We start from the raw sequence: 16,401 nt of genomic DNA on the forward strand, positions 1-16,401 counted from the left end.
TTTTGTTCAGTTTTCAAAGATCAATTCGCTTATCGTCTCTTTGCGACAGCTTTTATATTATATGACATCCACCTATTCGGTGTCAATACTTTTTTTGAAAAAATATTGTTTCGCATATAAAAGCGCAACTTTTAAAATATAACATAGTTGACTAAATAAAGTCAATCAAATGTTTGCCTTATTAAAGCAACGTGTATAACTATATCATGGCAAACAAGGTGTCGTCAACCATTTTTTAAAATTAAATGCAACCCCGATAAAACGGAACAATGTTGACGATTTTTCTTGTCTACCTTATTAGATAGTGCCATCGACAAGCTAACTCTGCTAGTCGACGACACGATACAACCGATGGAACACTGTTTTCCCTTTTGTCTCAGCAAGCTCCACCGTTATCACTTGCTTATCAACTAAATAATCTACCATCATACTTAAATCTAATTGATAGTGCGTTAAATCAGGATGGACTTTTAAATCACCAAACATCCAGCTTTGTTCTTGTGAACCCATAACACCACAGAGGTGCTTTGAACCTAACTTCACTTTACTACTCATCGAAAAATCAATGGCAATCATCATTAACTCTATTCTTTCCGGCAAGGGTTCAGTACTTGTTAGTAGTTCATCATATAATTTATATATGGATGGATCGATTCTTTTTATCTGATTCCAAACAATGAGCTCAGGGTGATAACCTTGTTCAATAATGCTTAGTCGTCCTAAGCTGTGTAATGAACTGATCACTTTATTGTAGCTATCAAGATAGTTTTCTGTTTCGAACAACTGCTTAGCCTCTCGATAACTGCGTGTTAATTTAGCAAATTCAATCGCTAGTCTTAATTCACGCTTTTCTTCTGGAAAGTCTGCCAGTTCAGATCTCAACTGACTAATATATTCATTACGATCAAAGATCACTTTACCCTCTGTTACCCACTGAACCATGCGACGGTATGAACTCGTATCTATCCAAAACAACAATTGGCTCTCTTCTACGACGTGCATGGCAGCCGTATAATCCTTAAACTGATAATGCTTAACATACCACGGCTGTTCTCCCTCACTAACAACTACTAATAAAATGTCATCAAAGTTATCCGTAATTGGACTTTCATTCAGCTTTTTCTCAATCATTAAGATACCTAAGGTTCGATCATCACTTGCACGTTCTTGATAAATAGATCGTAGTACATCTTCCACAATTCCAACCCCTATACATAAACTTCTCTTCATTAGATAATATATTCGACACAAACAAACAAAAGTCCTTCAATGTCAGCGCTCAGTTTAACTATTATAATGTAGTCTGGTATTAAAGCTCAACTATTATATAAGAAGAACCTAAACTTGCTATTACTTTTATAATACCCTTTTTTACCTTCCACAAAAAAACGCCCTCTTTACCATAAGGCAAAAAAGAGCGCAATGCATTAATGCGTCGTTTTACAATCCGGGCATGTGCCGTAAATTTCCATACGGTGATGGCTTACTTCAAAGCCTGTGACTTTCTCAGCCAAGGATTCCACTTCGTCTAAGCTTGGATAATGGAAATCAACAATCTTGCCACAAGACTCACAAATCACATGATAATGCTTAGATGTGTTGTAATCAAAACGGCTTGATGAATCTCCATAGGTTAATTCTTTAACAAGACCAATTTCTCTAAAGACACGTAAATTATTATAGACTGTTGCTACACTCATATTAGGAAATTTACCTTCAAGTGCTTTATAGATATCATCAGCAGTCGGGTGTGTTTCAGCGTGAATAAGGTATTCTAATACCGCATGTCGCTGTGGTGTAATTCGTACGCCTGAGTTTTTTAGTCGTTCTACCGCTTCTTGGAGTTCATCATGCGTGTGATGTTCATGCATTGCCATCCACCTCACTTTCTACAAAATAAAGTTCGACTGAACACAAAACCACTCATCAAAATAAGTGTTCTACAATTTAGTTAAGTCTTGTTATTCAATAACTTCTATTATTATTTTATAATCCTTATAATTAGTTTAACTGCTCTATTGCTATTCTGTCAATAAAACGATGCAATTATCACTTTATTTCGTAGAAAAGTAAAGTAATTTGTGATCTATATCATTGATCTTGACTAAAGTTCTTTTCATCATAGGCACTAAACGTATTAACATATCGAGCGGCGACAAATAATAAATCTGACACACGATTTAAAAAGGTTAATGTTAATGGGTTAATTTCACCTTTAAGTCCTACCGCCAGTCTTTCAGCTCGTCTAACAATCGTACGCGCATGATGTAGGTGTGTAACAGTTGAGTGTCCAGTTGGTAAAATGAATTGCTCAAGCTTAGGCAGTTTTTCATCCCACTGATCAATGGCAGCTTCTATACTGTCAACGTGAGCTTGCGTAATCGGCCATGGAACTTCTTTTCCCTTTGGTGTAGACAATTCTGAGCCGACGTGGAACAACAACCTCTGCACCTTTTCCATACAATTCAAGAATTGTTTACGTTCCGACAATGACCATGTTAGACCTTGGTCAACCACACTGCACGAAATGCCGATTACTGCATTTGCTTCATCACTCGTTCCATAAGCTTCAACACGCAAATCACTTTTCGGAACACGTTCACCTGTCACTAAACTTGTTTCACCTTGATCACCGGTTCGTGTATAAATACGCATGTCAATACCCCCTACTTAAATTAATTTGATTAAGTGCTGGTGGCACACCTTGTAAATAATCTTGCAAATTGTCTAAAAATATTTCTAATGCTCTCGGTAAATAATGCGCCGATTTACCTGATACATGTGGCGTTAATGTGATTTTTTCATGCTCCCATAACGGGCTATCCTTTGGTAAAGGCTCCACAGGGGTCACGTCTAAAATCGCATGTTCGAATTGCTGGTCATCTAGCGCTTGAATTAAAACAGTTGGATCAACGGCATCGCCTCGACCCATATTTAAGAAAATGGCATCTTTCTTCATTTTTTCAAAATGCCTATACTGATAATACCCTTTTGTCTCTGGTGTGCTTGGTAAAATCGATACCACAAAATCCGCTTGACTCAGCGCCTGCTCCAATTGATGGTTTTGATAAACATGATCAAAATACCGGCGTTCCCCACCTGAATGGGTCACAGCTATCGTCGTCATTCGAAAGGCCTGTCCAATTCGAGCCAATTCTTCCCCAATCGCACCCGCACCAACAATTGTCAGTGTTCGCCCGCTAATTTCTCTTGTCGCTATCGTGGCATCCCATACCTTCTCCGCTTGTTGCTCTGCAAAGACCTGATGCTGTCGATAGTGATTCAGTAGCATGGCAATGGCATATTCCGTCATCGGTGTTTGATGAATTCCACGTGCATTTGTTACTAGAATATTCCGCTCTTTAATTGCCTGAAATGGGAGTCGATCAACACCTGCTGAAATAACCATGATCCACTTTAGTGCTGTTGCTTTTTTTATATGTGCCTCTTTTATATCTTCTCCATAAGTGATCAAAATTTCAGCTTCACCTAAAAATGGTTCGGCTTGCTCGATGTTAGCCATAAACTTAAAAGATAGTGTATCAAAACGATCCTCTAACATTCTTTCTAAATCAGCTGTTAATTTTGTTGTTGATAATACGAGCATATCGACACCCTCACTCTCTATTCTATTTTTTAAATGTAAAGCTATACAATCGAAATGTCAAAGTTAACCCTAAGTATACATTAAAAAAATCGCTAGCCCAATTCATAATAGAGCTAGCGATTTTTTTATGTCAAATGCTCTTTAATGAAGGTCAAGGCATCCTCTACATGTCCATCTACTTTAACATCGTGATAAACCTTCTGCACGATGCCTTCTTGATCAATAATAAAGGTAGAACGTTGATTACCATAATACTCACGACCAGGTTTTTTCTTTAAAATCCAAACACCAAATTCGTCAGCCAGTTGATGCGCTTCATCTACAATTAATGTAAATGGCAGGTCGTGCTTTTCTTTAAACTGTTCATGACTTTCTTTCGAATCCGGACTTACACCTAAAATAACCGTATTTAAATCGCTAAAGCTTTTATGATGATCACGGAATTCACAAGCTTCTGTGGTACAACCCGGTGTGCTATCTTTCGGATAGAAATACAAGACAACCGATTGACCTTTAAAATCTGGCAGGGAGAGTTTTTCACCGTCACTTGTTATAAATGGTAAATTAGGAACTGGATCGCCTACTTGAATCGCCATAATACGCCTCCTCAATAATACTTAATGTTAGCTTAACGAACTTTTAACTTTTTCACAAATCATTTGATTCTTGATCACGTCTAACATAATGCTTATACATCGATAGCTTCATAAAGAAAGCTATAGGTATCAAATACCCTATCATCGCCTCAATTAAACTTAAAGGACGGGCGATCCCTACCGGAATAATATCACCATAACCAATTGTAAATAAAGTTACACCAGAAAAATAGATACTTGTCCACAATTCATCTAAGAAAGATGGTGCTTCGACCTGACTTTCAGCAATTAACAGTGTTGATTCCTCAGCTAACAAAGCATACAACAAGGCAAATGCCAATAAGATAGTCAAGTATAAAACAATTAATGTATTAAATAACTCATAGGAGAAATAGCTTTTTCGATATGTTTTTAAAAAAATAAATTGATATAAACTGATGAAAATAAGTCCACTGATGATTAAAATAGCACTAAGCTTCACTTGAATCCCCCCTGCGTCATCATATGTTTAGTTGTAGTCAATTATCACACGATCACGTTTCCGAAACAGATTTAGAAATGATATAATGAGATATAATGATATTGTATCTTGCTTGGAGGTTATTTGATGGGAATTTCATAATTAATCAACGTACAGCAACATAGTATTGGCGTGTGCATTGACCGGCTCGATCATAGGCCGATCGTAAAAATGGCAAGGTGCTTCAACTGTATATTTTACGAATAAAGAAGTTGAAAATCATCTAGATGCACAGACAACAGATCATCATTTAGGGCTTTTGTCATTTAATGTTAAGTCCAGCGTCGATTTAGCTCCCTCTAAATACGAAGCTTAGCTCCTAACAATTACAAGTATTTGACCAAACGATCGAAATCGTTAAGCATACTTGTAAAGAGATGGAAACCTAATGTTTGGCTAGTGTTTATCAAATAAATACTTTTAGCTTTATTTTCTGATTTTTATACAATATTATGAATATTTATTTAATTTTGAATTGATTATCAATTTGGAATGTGCTATGCTAATTTTGAAAAATTTATTTTTTTCATCTCATGCTTTATTTTGTCAATTTGTATGACTTCCCTTCAAAGCATGAAAGACATTGCCATCCAATGATATTGGGTGGTTTTTTTTGTTTAATAAATAGGGATTATGGCAATAGAAAAATAAACGGAAAATCCTTTTCCAACTAAGAAGGGAGCACTGATCAAATGAGATTTGGTGCTAGAATGTTTAAGACGGGCTTGGCCGTTGCAATCGCATTATATGTTGCTACATTAATAGATTTTCCATCTACTGTTTTTGCTGGCTTTGCGGCGGTATTTGCAGTGCAACCCTCCATTTATCAATCTTTTAAAACGATTATTAAACAGCTTCAAGCAAATTTTATCGGTGTCAGTACAGCAACCATTGCATCTTACGTGATTGGAAATGATCCATTTGTCGTTGGGATTGCTGTTGTGATCGTCATTAGCCTATGTCGTTTTTTTAAATTAGAAAAAAGTGCTGTTTCAATTGCTTTGATTGCAGTCATATCCGTTATGGAAACAACAGATATGGAAATATACCAATTCGCATTTCTACGTTTTTCTTCACTGATGCTGGGTATCTTTTCGGCATTCTTGGTTAATTTATTATTTTTACCGCCGAAGTACGAAACAACTTTATTCCGACATATCGATCAAGTAACGAAAGAAATATTACAATGGTTAAGAGTGACGACCCGTCACCTTTCTGATGACCCTTCATTAAAAAAAGAAATCAAGCGCTTGAGCGGTGATTTAAGACGCATGGATGAGATTTATGCACTCTTCCAAGAGGAACGTGTTTACTTACAAAAAAACCGACTGATTAGAGCGAGAAAACTTGTTGTATTTAGGCAATTAATTAAAGTCACTCACAAAAGTTTTGCAGTACTTAAATCGATCCAAAGCGTTGACAATCGGGTGGACTTGATTCCTGATCATGTGCGAGAAGAGTTAGTCCAAGAGATTGATCATGTTCTTCATGCGCATGAACATATGTTATTAGGTTTCATGAGAAAAATTAAACGCCATGAACAGCATCCCATTCAACATCTATCAGATTCAAACATCCCTGAACTTGTCGATGCCTTACTGGATTTATATCAAAAAAACGAGACAGATTACTTAACCTTTTTACCATTAGCGACCATGCTGATGACTTACCATTATGAATTAGAGCATCTACAAACACTATTAAGTAGTTATGATCAATTCCATACGAGTGAAAAATTAGAAGTCATTCCAAAGCGTGATCTTGAATAGTTTGCGGATCGTTGATTCTCTCTAAATAAAAGGTTGGGACAAAAGGTGATTAAAATAAGAAAAGAATAAACATGAATAGTTGGTAAATACCACTTATAGCATGTTCATTCTTTCTATTCATCTTCTGCTCAACCTTGCTTTTACCATGATCATTGCTTGCCCGAGCGTGCATTAATCTGGATTGCCCACTGATTACAACCTTTACAGTCTATTGCAAACCACGCACTCTGCCAGTCGATAACAACACATCGTAGAATCCAATCCTAGCTAAATGTCGTTTGGAAAATCTAAATTTTGTACTTGATATAAGTTATAGTAACTACCCTGTTTGGCCAATAATTGGTGATGCGTACCCACTTCAACGATTTGACCATGGTCAAGAACGATGATTCGGTCTGCATGGGTTATCGTTGACAGACGATGTGCGACAACAAAAGTCGTACGATTTGAAGCAAGGTTTTCCAAAGCTTCTTGAATAAGATGTTCACTCTCCAAGTCCAAAGCGGATGTCGCTTCATCCAATATGAGCAGTGGTGGGTTTTTCAAAAATATTCGAGCAATCGCAATCCGTTGCTTTTGCCCTCCTGATAATTTAACGCCTCGCTCCCCTACTAATGTTTGATAACCATCTGACAACTCAGTAATAAATTGGTGAGCATTGGCTGCCTTTGCCGCTTCAACAACACTTTCTTGCGAAGCATCTGGATTGCCCATCCGAATATTCATTTCAATCGATTCACTAAACAGTAAATTGTCTTGTAAGACCATGCCAATTTTGTCTCGAATCGACCGTGCCTGAACATCACGAATATCCGTACCATCAATCCGAATCGTTCCATCTGTCACATCATAGAAACGTGGGATTAGGCTAATCAATGTTGATTTACCCCCGCCACTCATACCAACTAAAGCAATCGTCTCCCCCTGCGCTACCTCTAAGTTAATATCTTTTAACACCATTTCTTCATGATTTTGATACCGAAAATAAACATGATCAAATTGTACAGTTCCTTTTACTTCAGTTAACCATGGGGCATCCGCCTTATCTTCAATGTCATAGGTCTCATCAATAAATTCATAGACACGATCCATTGAAGCAATCGACTGAACGAGAGTGGTTGATGAAGAAATTAACCGGCGTAACGGGGAATAAACACGTTCCATATAATTGACAAACGCGACCATCGTTCCAATCGTTAAATCAGCAGTAATGACAAAATAGCTTGCAAAGCCGACAACAAGCAACGGGCCTAAATCTGTCACGGTATTCATAACAGCGAATGTTCGAGCATTCCATTCTGTATGATCGAGGGCACGATTTAAAAAGTTTTTATTGTGTTGGCTAAATTGTTTCTGCTCATATTCTTCTAAAGCAAAGCTTCGTGTCACAGGGATACCTTGCACACGCTCATGCAAATGCCCTTGTACTTCTGCCAGTGCTTGTGATCGATGACGTGTTAATTGGCGCAATCGACCATAAAAAATTTTAACTGCTACGACATAGACGGGAAATAACATCAGCGAAACAAGGGTTAGTTTAATATCCATCGTCAACATGATGATCACCGCAATAATAATCGTAGACATATCTAGCCAAATATTCATAAGTCCAGTCATTATAAAGTTTTTTGTTTGCTCAACGTCATGAATGACACGGGATATAATTTCTCCCGTTTTTGACCTCGCATAAAAACCGAGACTTAACTTTTGAATATGATCAAATAACTGTTCACGAATATCAAACAGCACCCGATTTCCAACCCACTGAGCCAAGTACTGCCTCAAATATTCGACAGGTGGGCGAATAATAGCAAAAATGAAGAAAGCTACCCCTAATAATAAAAACAATGTATGCAACATCTCATGTTCTGATAAACTTTGATCACCAATAATATGATCAATAATATAACGGACAAACAATGGCATTAATAAAGGAATACCAAACTTAATCATGCCAATAATAATAGTTAGAAAAATCCTTCCCTTATACGGTTTGACAAAGGATAAGTATCTTTTAATGCTACTCATAAACACCTCTCATTTCTATTAGAAAGCTCAGCACAGGCACTCCCCTAGCGAATGTATTAGCTTTTCTTATACGTAGTCATTTCACTGCTAAATTTAATACTTTTCCAGTATACAAAAACAAAGCCTTGTCAACTTGATGACAAGACTGCCAAGCATAATGCTATGGAGCTTATTTATATTAAATAAGCCAAATTAACAAGCCATTAATATGAACGATAAGTTAAAAACAGCTCGTACAATTGTTCAATTTGGTCATGTGAAAAAGGACCTCTCCGTTGTCGAATCATATGAATTAGCTGATCAACATTGTCCCACAAAATCCGATCTAACACCCCTGGATAATTCATCTTCTCGCGATGTAACCGATATTCATCTTCATCCAATAAAGTATAAGTCATATCAGGAAACACCTTAATATCAAGATCATAGTCAATATACTTTACGGCGCCTGCTTCATATACAAAAGGCGAACTAATATTACAATAATAATGAATGCCATCTGAGCGCAACATACTGATTACATTAAACCAATATTTCGTATAAAAGAAACATATTGCGGGTTCACGGGTAATCCAAGATCGACCATCACTTTCAACAACACGGGTGCGATCATTCGCTCCTATGACACGGGTACTAGTTGACTTTAGAACAGTCGTTTCCTGCCAAGTACGATGAAGCTGCCCATTATGTTTATAACTTTGAATTTGTATAGGTAAACCTAATTTAGGGCCAGCCATCTTATCTTCCTTTCTTTATCTTATAGCTATTCACATTATAACTTTAATTCAGCAGAAATGAAAATAAAAAAACTAACCCATAGAATGACTAACATTTTAGTGATCATACGCTAAAATGTCATAATTTTTGTAGTTAATGATAAAACAAACATTCAGTGGATGGAGGGCTACAGGATTGAGATCATGCAGACGCTGCCACAGGATTTGACAGTTTTATCCTGCGATCTTATCCACCCACTGATTGATCGTTGCGTGAATCAAGACATTAGGTAAACTATTATTACCTAGCACTTCTTAAATCTACTATGTAGAAAAGGACTTTCGCTTGGCGAAAGTCCTTTTATGTGTAAGATTAACAGTTATTGCTTATTTTGTTGCGATTTTTGATTTTGTTGTTTTACACGTTGCGTATCTGTCTCAGAAGCAAATTCAGCGCCGTATTGACCTTGACCTTGTTGAGCTTGTTTGTTTTGACGTTTTACTTGCTCAGCATTTGTTTTTTCTTGGTTTTGATTTTGATTTTGATTTTGGTTTTGGTTTCTCGCCATTTGATATCACCTCCACAAAAATAATTTAACCAATTTAGCAGAGGCTATTCTTAAAAAACAAACTTATTTTTGTAGCTGTTATATTTGTTTAATAACTTGTTGGTGTGGAACGGGAAAAGGATAATCGTTTAATTGACTTAAGGAAACCCATTGGTGGTTTTGAGATTGTATGTTTATATTTGTTACGTTTATACGATAGACCTCAAGTTCCCAAATAACATGAGAGAAAACATGCCGGACAGGTGCTAATTGGCTTACCTCAGTAATTGTCGTTTGCCACATTTGCTCTAAAAAACTCACTAACAATTCCTTTTCTATTGCATTTTTTTCTAACATTGGGAACTGCCAAAGGCTCGCTAATAAACCTGTGTCTGGTCGTTGCTCAATTAAATATTGCCCTGACTGATTTTCAAATATAACGGTATAATAAGAAAGAACCTTTTGCTTCTTTGCCTTGGTTTTCACTGGCAGCCTATCTTGACTACTATTGGCGTAAGCCAGGCAATGGCTGCGAACAGGACAAACCTCACATTTGGGAGACTTAGGGCGACAGATTAAAGCACCTAATTCCATTAAACCTTGATTAAAATACGATGGTTCTTGCTCTGATATGATCGATCGTACGGTTCGTTCAAAAATTTTTCGTGTTCTTGCTTTAGCAATATCATCTTCTATTTCTAATAAACGTGAAAGAACACGCATGACATTTCCATCGACGGCTGGCTCTGGTTGGTTGAAGGCAATACTCATAATTGCACCTAAGGTATACGGACCTATTCCTTTTAAGCTTGCTAATTGTTGACGTTGATCGGGTACTTGTCCACCGTATTTTTCTTTCACTTCTCTCACCGCTGTTTGGAGATTACGCGCTCGTGAGTAATATCCTAATCCTTCCCATGCTTTTAGCACATCTTGCTGATCAGCATTTGCTAGATCAGTTGGCGTTGGAAATTGGTCCATAAATCGTTCGAAATAAGGTATCACAGTATCCACTTGTGTTTGTTGTAACATAATTTCTGACACCCATACCTTATAGGGATCTTGATCTAATCGCCAAGGTAATTGCCTTTGATTATCTTTAAACCAATTAATTAAATCTTGTTGAAAAGCATTTATATTTAGTTGCTTTAGATTGATCTTGTACGCATCTGTTTGCATAAATGTCACCCTTTATGTATTCGTTCCAATATTGTAAAATCATTATGAGAAGGTTTAAGTGTTTATAAATTTGGCTACTAATAAGTATAACAATATTTAACCATTACGTATGATTATATAGATAACAGTAAATAAAAGAAAGGGGCGAGTGTCGATGGATACCGGAACCCATATTGCCATGGGCGTTGCAATTGGTGGTATAGCAACACTTGATCCCATTGTTGCACAAAATCCCATTGTCTTTGGTGCAGTTATGATCGGTACGCTTGCTGGTTCGCATGCACCCGACTTTGATACAGTACTCAAACTCAAAAGTAATGCCGTATACCTCCGTCACCATCGTGGTATTACCCATTCTATTCCGTTAATCATCTTTTGGGGCTTAGCCATTGCAAGTATCATTTATTTAATCATACCTGGGGTACCATTTTTAACTTTATGGCGTTGGACGGCTTTGGCTGTCGTTATCCATGTATTCGTGGATATCTTTAACGCTTATGGCACACAGGCATTAAGGCCGTTCTCCAACAAATGGATTGCACTAGGCTTCATCAATACATTTGACCCTGTAATTTTCTCGTTACACATCATCGGATTTACCATTTGGGTCTTTGGCGGACAACCAGCCTACACTTTTTTAATCATCTATTTTCTTTTGACATTTTATTACTTAAAACGATATTGGCAGAAGAAAACACTAGAAAGAAAGATATTACTTTATTATGGCGAGGTTGAAGGGATTTTCACCTCCCCAACTATTAATCAGAATATTTGGCGCTTAGCCATTACCACCCGGAATAGCTTTTATGTTGCTCGCGCCGTCGATGGTAATATTCAGATTATTGACCAATTTGAGCGGGTTCCAGTTCCAAATAATAAACTGATGGCCACCGCAAAAACAGATAGCAATGTTGCTGCTTTTCTCTCCTTTTCATCGGTTTATCGATGGGAACAGGTTGAACACGAAAACTATACAGAAGTTCGTTTTATTGATTTGCGTTATCGCTCTAAAGATCACTATCCTTTTGTTGCTGTTGTTAACGTATCACACGACTTGAAAATTATTAACTCATATACAGGGTGGGTCTTTTCAGAGGCGAAGTTACAAGATAAATTATTAATTGAAGACATTTAGCACACCGCTTTGGTGGGCTTTTTTCTTTTCTTCCTACGATTCAGTTGTGTATACTGGAGAAAAAGAAAAGTCGAGGAGATACGATGATTAAATTATTTGTAACAGACTTAGATGGGACTTTGTTAAAAGACAATACATATGTAACCGAGCAGGATCGCCTCGCTATCCAAACCCTATTCAAGCAAGGTACCGATATTGCTGTAGCTAGCGGACGGTCAGATCAAGAGATTGTCCAATTATTTAAAGATATCGAGATCGATGGCCATCGTGTAAGCCAAAATGGAACTTTTGTCGTTGATGTTAATCATCAATTTGTTGTTAAGCAACACTTTGAAGCAAAACTCAGTCAAGCCCTATTAGATCAAGTGAAGACATATCCCGTCCATTATTTTATTTCAACAGCTGATCATATTCATTACGATCATGAGACTGATTTTGTCAGGGACGTTCAGAAATTGTTTAAATTCCCTTTAAAACACTCTCCAACTATTGCGGAGGGGATTGGGAGCAGCTACCACATCTCTAAGTTTATGTTATTAGCTGAGAGGGAAACCTTATTACCCATCCAAGAAGAGATCAATCAAACATTCGCCGGACAAATTGAAAGCTTCTTGTCCCATACAAGATGTGTTGATATCGTCCCTGTCGGTGTTAATAAAAGAAATGGGCTTATTAAATTGATTAAAAAACTGAATATAAAGCCTGAAGAAGTCGCTGTCATTGGGGATGCTCATAATGACATTGACATGTTAAGCATGACACCACACAGTTATGTTATGGCAAGCGCTGATGATGCCGTAAAAAAACACGCTCATCATGAAGTCGAACATGTTCACCAAGCCATTAAAGATCTAAGAGAAAGGAAATTACTGTAACCATTTGCTTTCATCACGTAGCAACTGAAACTAACTGTCCTTTCAGCGTTAACCATCCGTAAAACGCCCACCTCAATATCGTGAGCAGAGATCAGCTCTTTAGGCTAGCGTTTTGTGGCGGTTAATGTCTTAATCAGTCAGCGAACATTTTCATTCTTCTCCCACTGTTTGTTTTTTTATACGCTAGTCAGGTTTTCTGTCGAACACAAAGTATTTCCATACAGATCTGCTCTCAGTATATAGCCCCCTCACTCATCATCTAGATGCATGTCAAGATATCGGTCAATCACTTCTGTATCAAACCCTTTTTGATATAAAGCAGCTTTGATCTTTTGCTTTAACAAATAACCACTATACTTTTTAGCTTGGCGTTTCTTTAGCTTCTCTCCTTGGTATAAAACAGCTTGCCACTCTTGTTCACTATCATTTGGTTGCTCTAACAGTTGAAAGGCATGATCAATAATTGTATGATCAAATCCCTTTTGGACAAGTGTTTGTTTTTGTTTTAACAAAACTTGCCTATGTGAATAGCGACTCGACTTATTTGCTTGTTTCGTTAACCATTTCTGAACACGCTCGACTTGCTCCTCTGTCGTAAAAACCAATAGTGCTTGATCAATCTCTGATTGGTGAACACCTTTTGCCTTTAACTCCTGTTGAATGCGTTGCGGACCTTTCAACGTTGTGTTCTTCTTTGTTGACACATATGCTTTAGCAAAAGCTTGATCGTCTAAAAGCTTCTCAGCTTCTAATCGGTTAATAATCGCATCAATCTGGTCTTGGTCAATCTCTTTCTTAATCAAATAATCTCTCATTTCCTTAGTCGATCGCATGCGACGCCCTAAATACGTCAAGGCTTGACTATAACCTTTATATATTGTATCTGTCTGTAACAAGGCATCAATCATCGCTTGATCTAATTCTTGACCTTTTTTTAAACCTTCTTTAATCAACGTTTCTTCCTCAACACTAAACCCGTACTGTTCTTGTCCTGAGCTATTAACAAATACATTATAACGATTTTTATTATTTTTTTGGACAGTTATTCTCGTGACTTTCGGCATCTAGTTCACCTCTTTCCCGTATTATATCATGGCAAGTAGCCCATAAAAATCGATATTATCAGAACTGATAATATCGATGAATGTCATCCATATTAAAGGTATCACTACTTAAGGCATGGAACGAGATATTTTAACTTCTGTCCGCTTGGTTAGAGTTATAATCGCATCAGCCTTGGCACGATCAAAGTTATCACCAAAACCGTATCCAGTTGTTACATTTGCCCATTCAAGATCCAGCGCCATTTGCCACACCGGAATCTTAGAATCAGCTTGTACATTTATGCAGAGCCATTCTGGATAGTCAGCCAATTGAGCAACTTGAATATATTGATCAAATGTTGCGAAAAATTGCAAATCAAAACCATTTTTCTTCCAATCTAACTTATTAATTAGTAAACACCCTACCATTTCACCACTCCTTTAGTTCTTAATAAGAACATTTTACTACAAGAGTACCAAAAGAACAACAATATACCCATAAATTGGTGTAAATCATGGTAGGATTACGTCATGAATTGATATTTTGATATAAACGATAGCGAGTGATAAAACAATGATGCTTAAGTTGGCCACAAATATAAAATATTATCGTAAACAGCATAACTGGACACAACAACAGCTTGCAAATGAATTGGCGATCTCAAGATCCGTCATTGCCAAATGGGAAAGTGGTGATGTTCTGCCAGATCTAATGGCATTGATTAAACTGAGCCGCTTATTTAATAAACCAGTCGATCACTTGCTTGGTATCGATAGTGAAAACGACCAGCTGTTAAATGATTTTCAGCAGTTTTATCAAACGAACGGCGACAATGAATCCACCATTGATGAAACTTTATTAAATACGATTGATTATTTAGTTAAAAACCCGCTTTTAAAGGAACAGATTGAACGACTGAGCCATTTATCGATTAAGCAACAGAAAGCTGTTCAGCGTATACTTCAAACGACGTTAAATGAGGCAGAGCGATTATAATGGCAAACCATTTTTAAGACATCTGCCTCACAAAATTGATGTCACTTTACAATCGCTTTTGCAGTTATTGTTTTTAATGGATAAGCAATCGTACAGCACTAATAATAATATAGACCATGCTTTCTGCTGAATCAGAAAGCATGGTCTATATTTATTGGTTCACTCATTCAATTCTTCTTTAACGACATATTTGCAGCTTCGTTCACCCTTAGCAATGCAAGTCACCCTTTCAACTTGTTCTGTTCCAAGGACTTCCTTAAATAATTCCAGCTCACATTGACAAGGTTTATTATAACGATCGGCAATGGCGGCGATCGGACAATTGAATTGTTCAAAGCTAACACCATGAACACTCTCTTCTTCATTAAATTCAGCCATGTAGCCATTATCCTGTTGCACTTCTACTAACTGCTTGACGCGCTCTACAAGGGGGTCATCTTGGTAAATACGACGCTGATACTTCTTACGCATTCGCCTCTCCCTATTATTAAAAAGGGTATCAATCGCTTCATTCCCCATACTTTCTTGAATATCTTGTAAGATCTCAACAGCTATTTTGTCATAATTATTCGGAAAAATCTTATTACCTTCTTCCGTTAAACGATAAAATATCACCGGTCGTCCCATCGGTTGACGAACGGTTCGTGAGTGAATGAGCTCTTCCCCTTCTAATTTCACTAAATGCTTTCTTACCGCCATTTCAGTAATATCGAGATGCTCTTTTAAGCCACTCACTGATAACTCTTGACATTTTTTTAATAATTCTAAAATTGCTTGACGCGTCGACATATCTTTAGCCATTTCCAACACCTACCCTTACCACTATATTAACGAAAAAAGTTTGTGAAGTAAATAACAAACTTTATTTTTTATAATTTTTTATCTACTTAGTTTGCTAAAATTGTTAAAATTTTTTCACAATTACTTGTATTTGATAAATAAGTATTTGAATGACCCAGTTATATACTTTTTGTTATCGTTTCAACCATACCCATAACTTCAGCCAAAACAAGCATAATAACTGACAAAATTCTAATATTACTATATAATGATAAATTTAGTATAGCATTTAAGAACGGAGTGTGATTACAATCGGTATTGTTATTGTCGAAATATGCGAAAGTAATCTATTACAAACTATAGAAGCTGAGCAATTATTTGAATCCGAGTATCCAGAAGTTTCTGTTCTTGTTAGTGATTGTTTATCCTTTTGTGGGCTTTGCCGATTAAAACCGTATGCCCTTGTAAATGGACGTAGAATAAAAGGCAAAGACGTTGATGATTGTATAAACAACATTCGTCAAGCAATCGAAACAGAACTTGCCCTTTATCATTAATATGTAACTAAAAACATTTAATCCGTATGCCGGTATCGGCATACGGATATT

General features: G+C 36.9%; 18 protein-coding genes. 5 read left to right on the plus strand and 13 right to left on the minus strand.

Annotated features, from left to right (window positions below; translation table 11 throughout):
* Positions 1-327 precede the first annotated feature (327 nt).
* The 6 genes from B494_RS0117625 to B494_RS19750 form a co-directional block, all read right to left on the minus strand.
* A complete protein-coding gene (locus B494_RS0117625) occupies positions 328-1,197 on the minus strand; it encodes a nucleotidyltransferase-like protein (protein WP_017473703.1) in 870 nt (289 codons plus the stop codon).
* A 230-nt stretch (positions 1,198-1,427) separates the two neighbouring features.
* Positions 1,428-1,871, minus strand: a complete 444-nt coding sequence (gene perR, locus B494_RS0117630; protein WP_017473704.1) for a peroxide-responsive transcriptional repressor PerR — start codon at positions 1,869-1,871, stop codon at positions 1,428-1,430.
* A gap of 220 nt (positions 1,872-2,091) precedes the next feature.
* Positions 2,092-2,655, minus strand: coding sequence for a cob(I)yrinic acid a,c-diamide adenosyltransferase (locus tag B494_RS0117635; protein WP_017473705.1), 564 nt, complete (start codon positions 2,653-2,655; stop codon positions 2,092-2,094).
* 1 nt (position 2,656) lies between these two features.
* Positions 2,657-3,607, minus strand: coding sequence for a D-2-hydroxyacid dehydrogenase (locus tag B494_RS0117640; RefSeq protein ID WP_017473706.1), 951 nt, complete (start codon positions 3,605-3,607; stop codon positions 2,657-2,659).
* Between the two features lie 125 nt (positions 3,608-3,732).
* A complete protein-coding gene (gene bcp / locus B494_RS0117645; RefSeq protein ID WP_017473707.1) occupies positions 3,733-4,203 on the minus strand; it encodes a thioredoxin-dependent thiol peroxidase in 471 nt (156 codons plus the stop codon).
* Positions 4,204-4,255: 52 nt separating this feature from the next.
* Entirely contained in the window at positions 4,256-4,684 is a 429-nt protein-coding gene (locus tag B494_RS19750; protein WP_017473708.1) for a potassium channel family protein, read from the minus strand.
* A 731-nt stretch (positions 4,685-5,415) separates the two neighbouring features.
* Here B494_RS19750 and B494_RS0117655 point away from each other — a divergent pair.
* Entirely contained in the window at positions 5,416-6,492 is a 1,077-nt protein-coding gene (locus B494_RS0117655) for an FUSC family protein (RefSeq protein ID WP_017473709.1), read from the plus strand.
* Positions 6,493-6,759: 267 nt separating this feature from the next.
* On the opposite strand, the gene B494_RS0117660 is transcribed toward B494_RS0117655, so the two are convergent.
* The 4 genes from B494_RS0117660 to mutY all read right to left on the minus strand — a co-directional run bounded on the left by B494_RS0117660 (position 6,760) and on the right by mutY (position 10,963).
* Positions 6,760-8,520, minus strand: a complete 1,761-nt coding sequence (locus B494_RS0117660; protein WP_017473710.1) for an ABC transporter ATP-binding protein — start codon at positions 8,518-8,520, stop codon at positions 6,760-6,762.
* A gap of 203 nt (positions 8,521-8,723) precedes the next feature.
* Complete coding sequence (gene ntdP / locus B494_RS0117665; RefSeq protein WP_017473711.1) at positions 8,724-9,257, minus strand: nucleoside tri-diphosphate phosphatase; 534 nt, start codon at positions 9,255-9,257, stop codon at positions 8,724-8,726.
* 359 nt (positions 9,258-9,616) lie between these two features.
* Positions 9,617-9,805, minus strand: coding sequence for a gamma-type small acid-soluble spore protein (locus B494_RS0117670; RefSeq protein WP_017473712.1), 189 nt, complete (start codon positions 9,803-9,805; stop codon positions 9,617-9,619).
* A gap of 78 nt (positions 9,806-9,883) precedes the next feature.
* The gene (gene mutY, locus B494_RS0117675; protein WP_017473713.1) at positions 9,884-10,963 is read right to left on the minus strand and encodes an A/G-specific adenine glycosylase; all 1,080 of its coding nucleotides are present in this window, start codon (positions 10,961-10,963) and stop codon (positions 9,884-9,886) included.
* Positions 10,964-11,117: 154 nt separating this feature from the next.
* On the opposite strand from mutY, the gene B494_RS0117680 reads away from it, so the two are divergent.
* Positions 11,118-12,098: a metal-dependent hydrolase gene (locus B494_RS0117680; RefSeq protein ID WP_017473714.1), complete on the plus strand. Its 981-nt coding sequence runs from the start codon at positions 11,118-11,120 to the stop codon at positions 12,096-12,098.
* 83 nt (positions 12,099-12,181) lie between these two features.
* Complete coding sequence (locus tag B494_RS0117685) at positions 12,182-12,973, plus strand: Cof-type HAD-IIB family hydrolase (RefSeq protein WP_017473715.1); 792 nt, start codon at positions 12,182-12,184, stop codon at positions 12,971-12,973.
* 248 nt (positions 12,974-13,221) lie between these two features.
* On the opposite strand, the gene recX is transcribed toward B494_RS0117685, so the two are convergent.
* Together recX and B494_RS0117695 are read right to left on the minus strand one after the other, a co-directional pair.
* The gene (recX, locus tag B494_RS0117690) at positions 13,222-14,037 is read right to left on the minus strand and encodes a recombination regulator RecX (RefSeq protein WP_017473716.1); all 816 of its coding nucleotides are present in this window, start codon (positions 14,035-14,037) and stop codon (positions 13,222-13,224) included.
* A gap of 108 nt (positions 14,038-14,145) precedes the next feature.
* Positions 14,146-14,445 (minus strand): hypothetical protein, encoded by a 300-nt coding sequence (locus B494_RS0117695; protein ID WP_017473717.1) that lies wholly within the window; start codon positions 14,443-14,445, stop codon positions 14,146-14,148.
* Between the two features lie 157 nt (positions 14,446-14,602).
* Between B494_RS0117695 and B494_RS0117700 the strand changes: the two genes are divergently transcribed.
* A complete protein-coding gene (locus B494_RS0117700) occupies positions 14,603-15,013 on the plus strand; it encodes a helix-turn-helix transcriptional regulator (protein ID WP_161603099.1) in 411 nt (136 codons plus the stop codon).
* 159 nt (positions 15,014-15,172) lie between these two features.
* Here the strand turns inward: B494_RS0117700 and B494_RS0117705 are convergent, their stop codons facing one another.
* Positions 15,173-15,814 carry a helix-turn-helix transcriptional regulator gene (locus B494_RS0117705; RefSeq protein ID WP_017473719.1) on the minus strand — a complete coding sequence of 214 codons (642 nt, stop codon included), beginning with the start codon at positions 15,812-15,814 and terminating at the stop codon, positions 15,173-15,175.
* A 290-nt stretch (positions 15,815-16,104) separates the two neighbouring features.
* On the opposite strand from B494_RS0117705, the gene B494_RS0117710 reads away from it, so the two are divergent.
* Positions 16,105-16,350 (plus strand): YuzB family protein, encoded by a 246-nt coding sequence (locus B494_RS0117710; RefSeq protein WP_026065318.1) that lies wholly within the window; start codon positions 16,105-16,107, stop codon positions 16,348-16,350.
* Positions 16,351-16,401 lie beyond the last annotated feature (51 nt).

The sequence above is a fragment of the Amphibacillus jilinensis Y1 genome, from assembly GCF_000306965.1.
Classification (GTDB): Bacteria; Bacillota; Bacilli; order Bacillales; family Amphibacillaceae; genus Amphibacillus_C; species Amphibacillus_C jilinensis.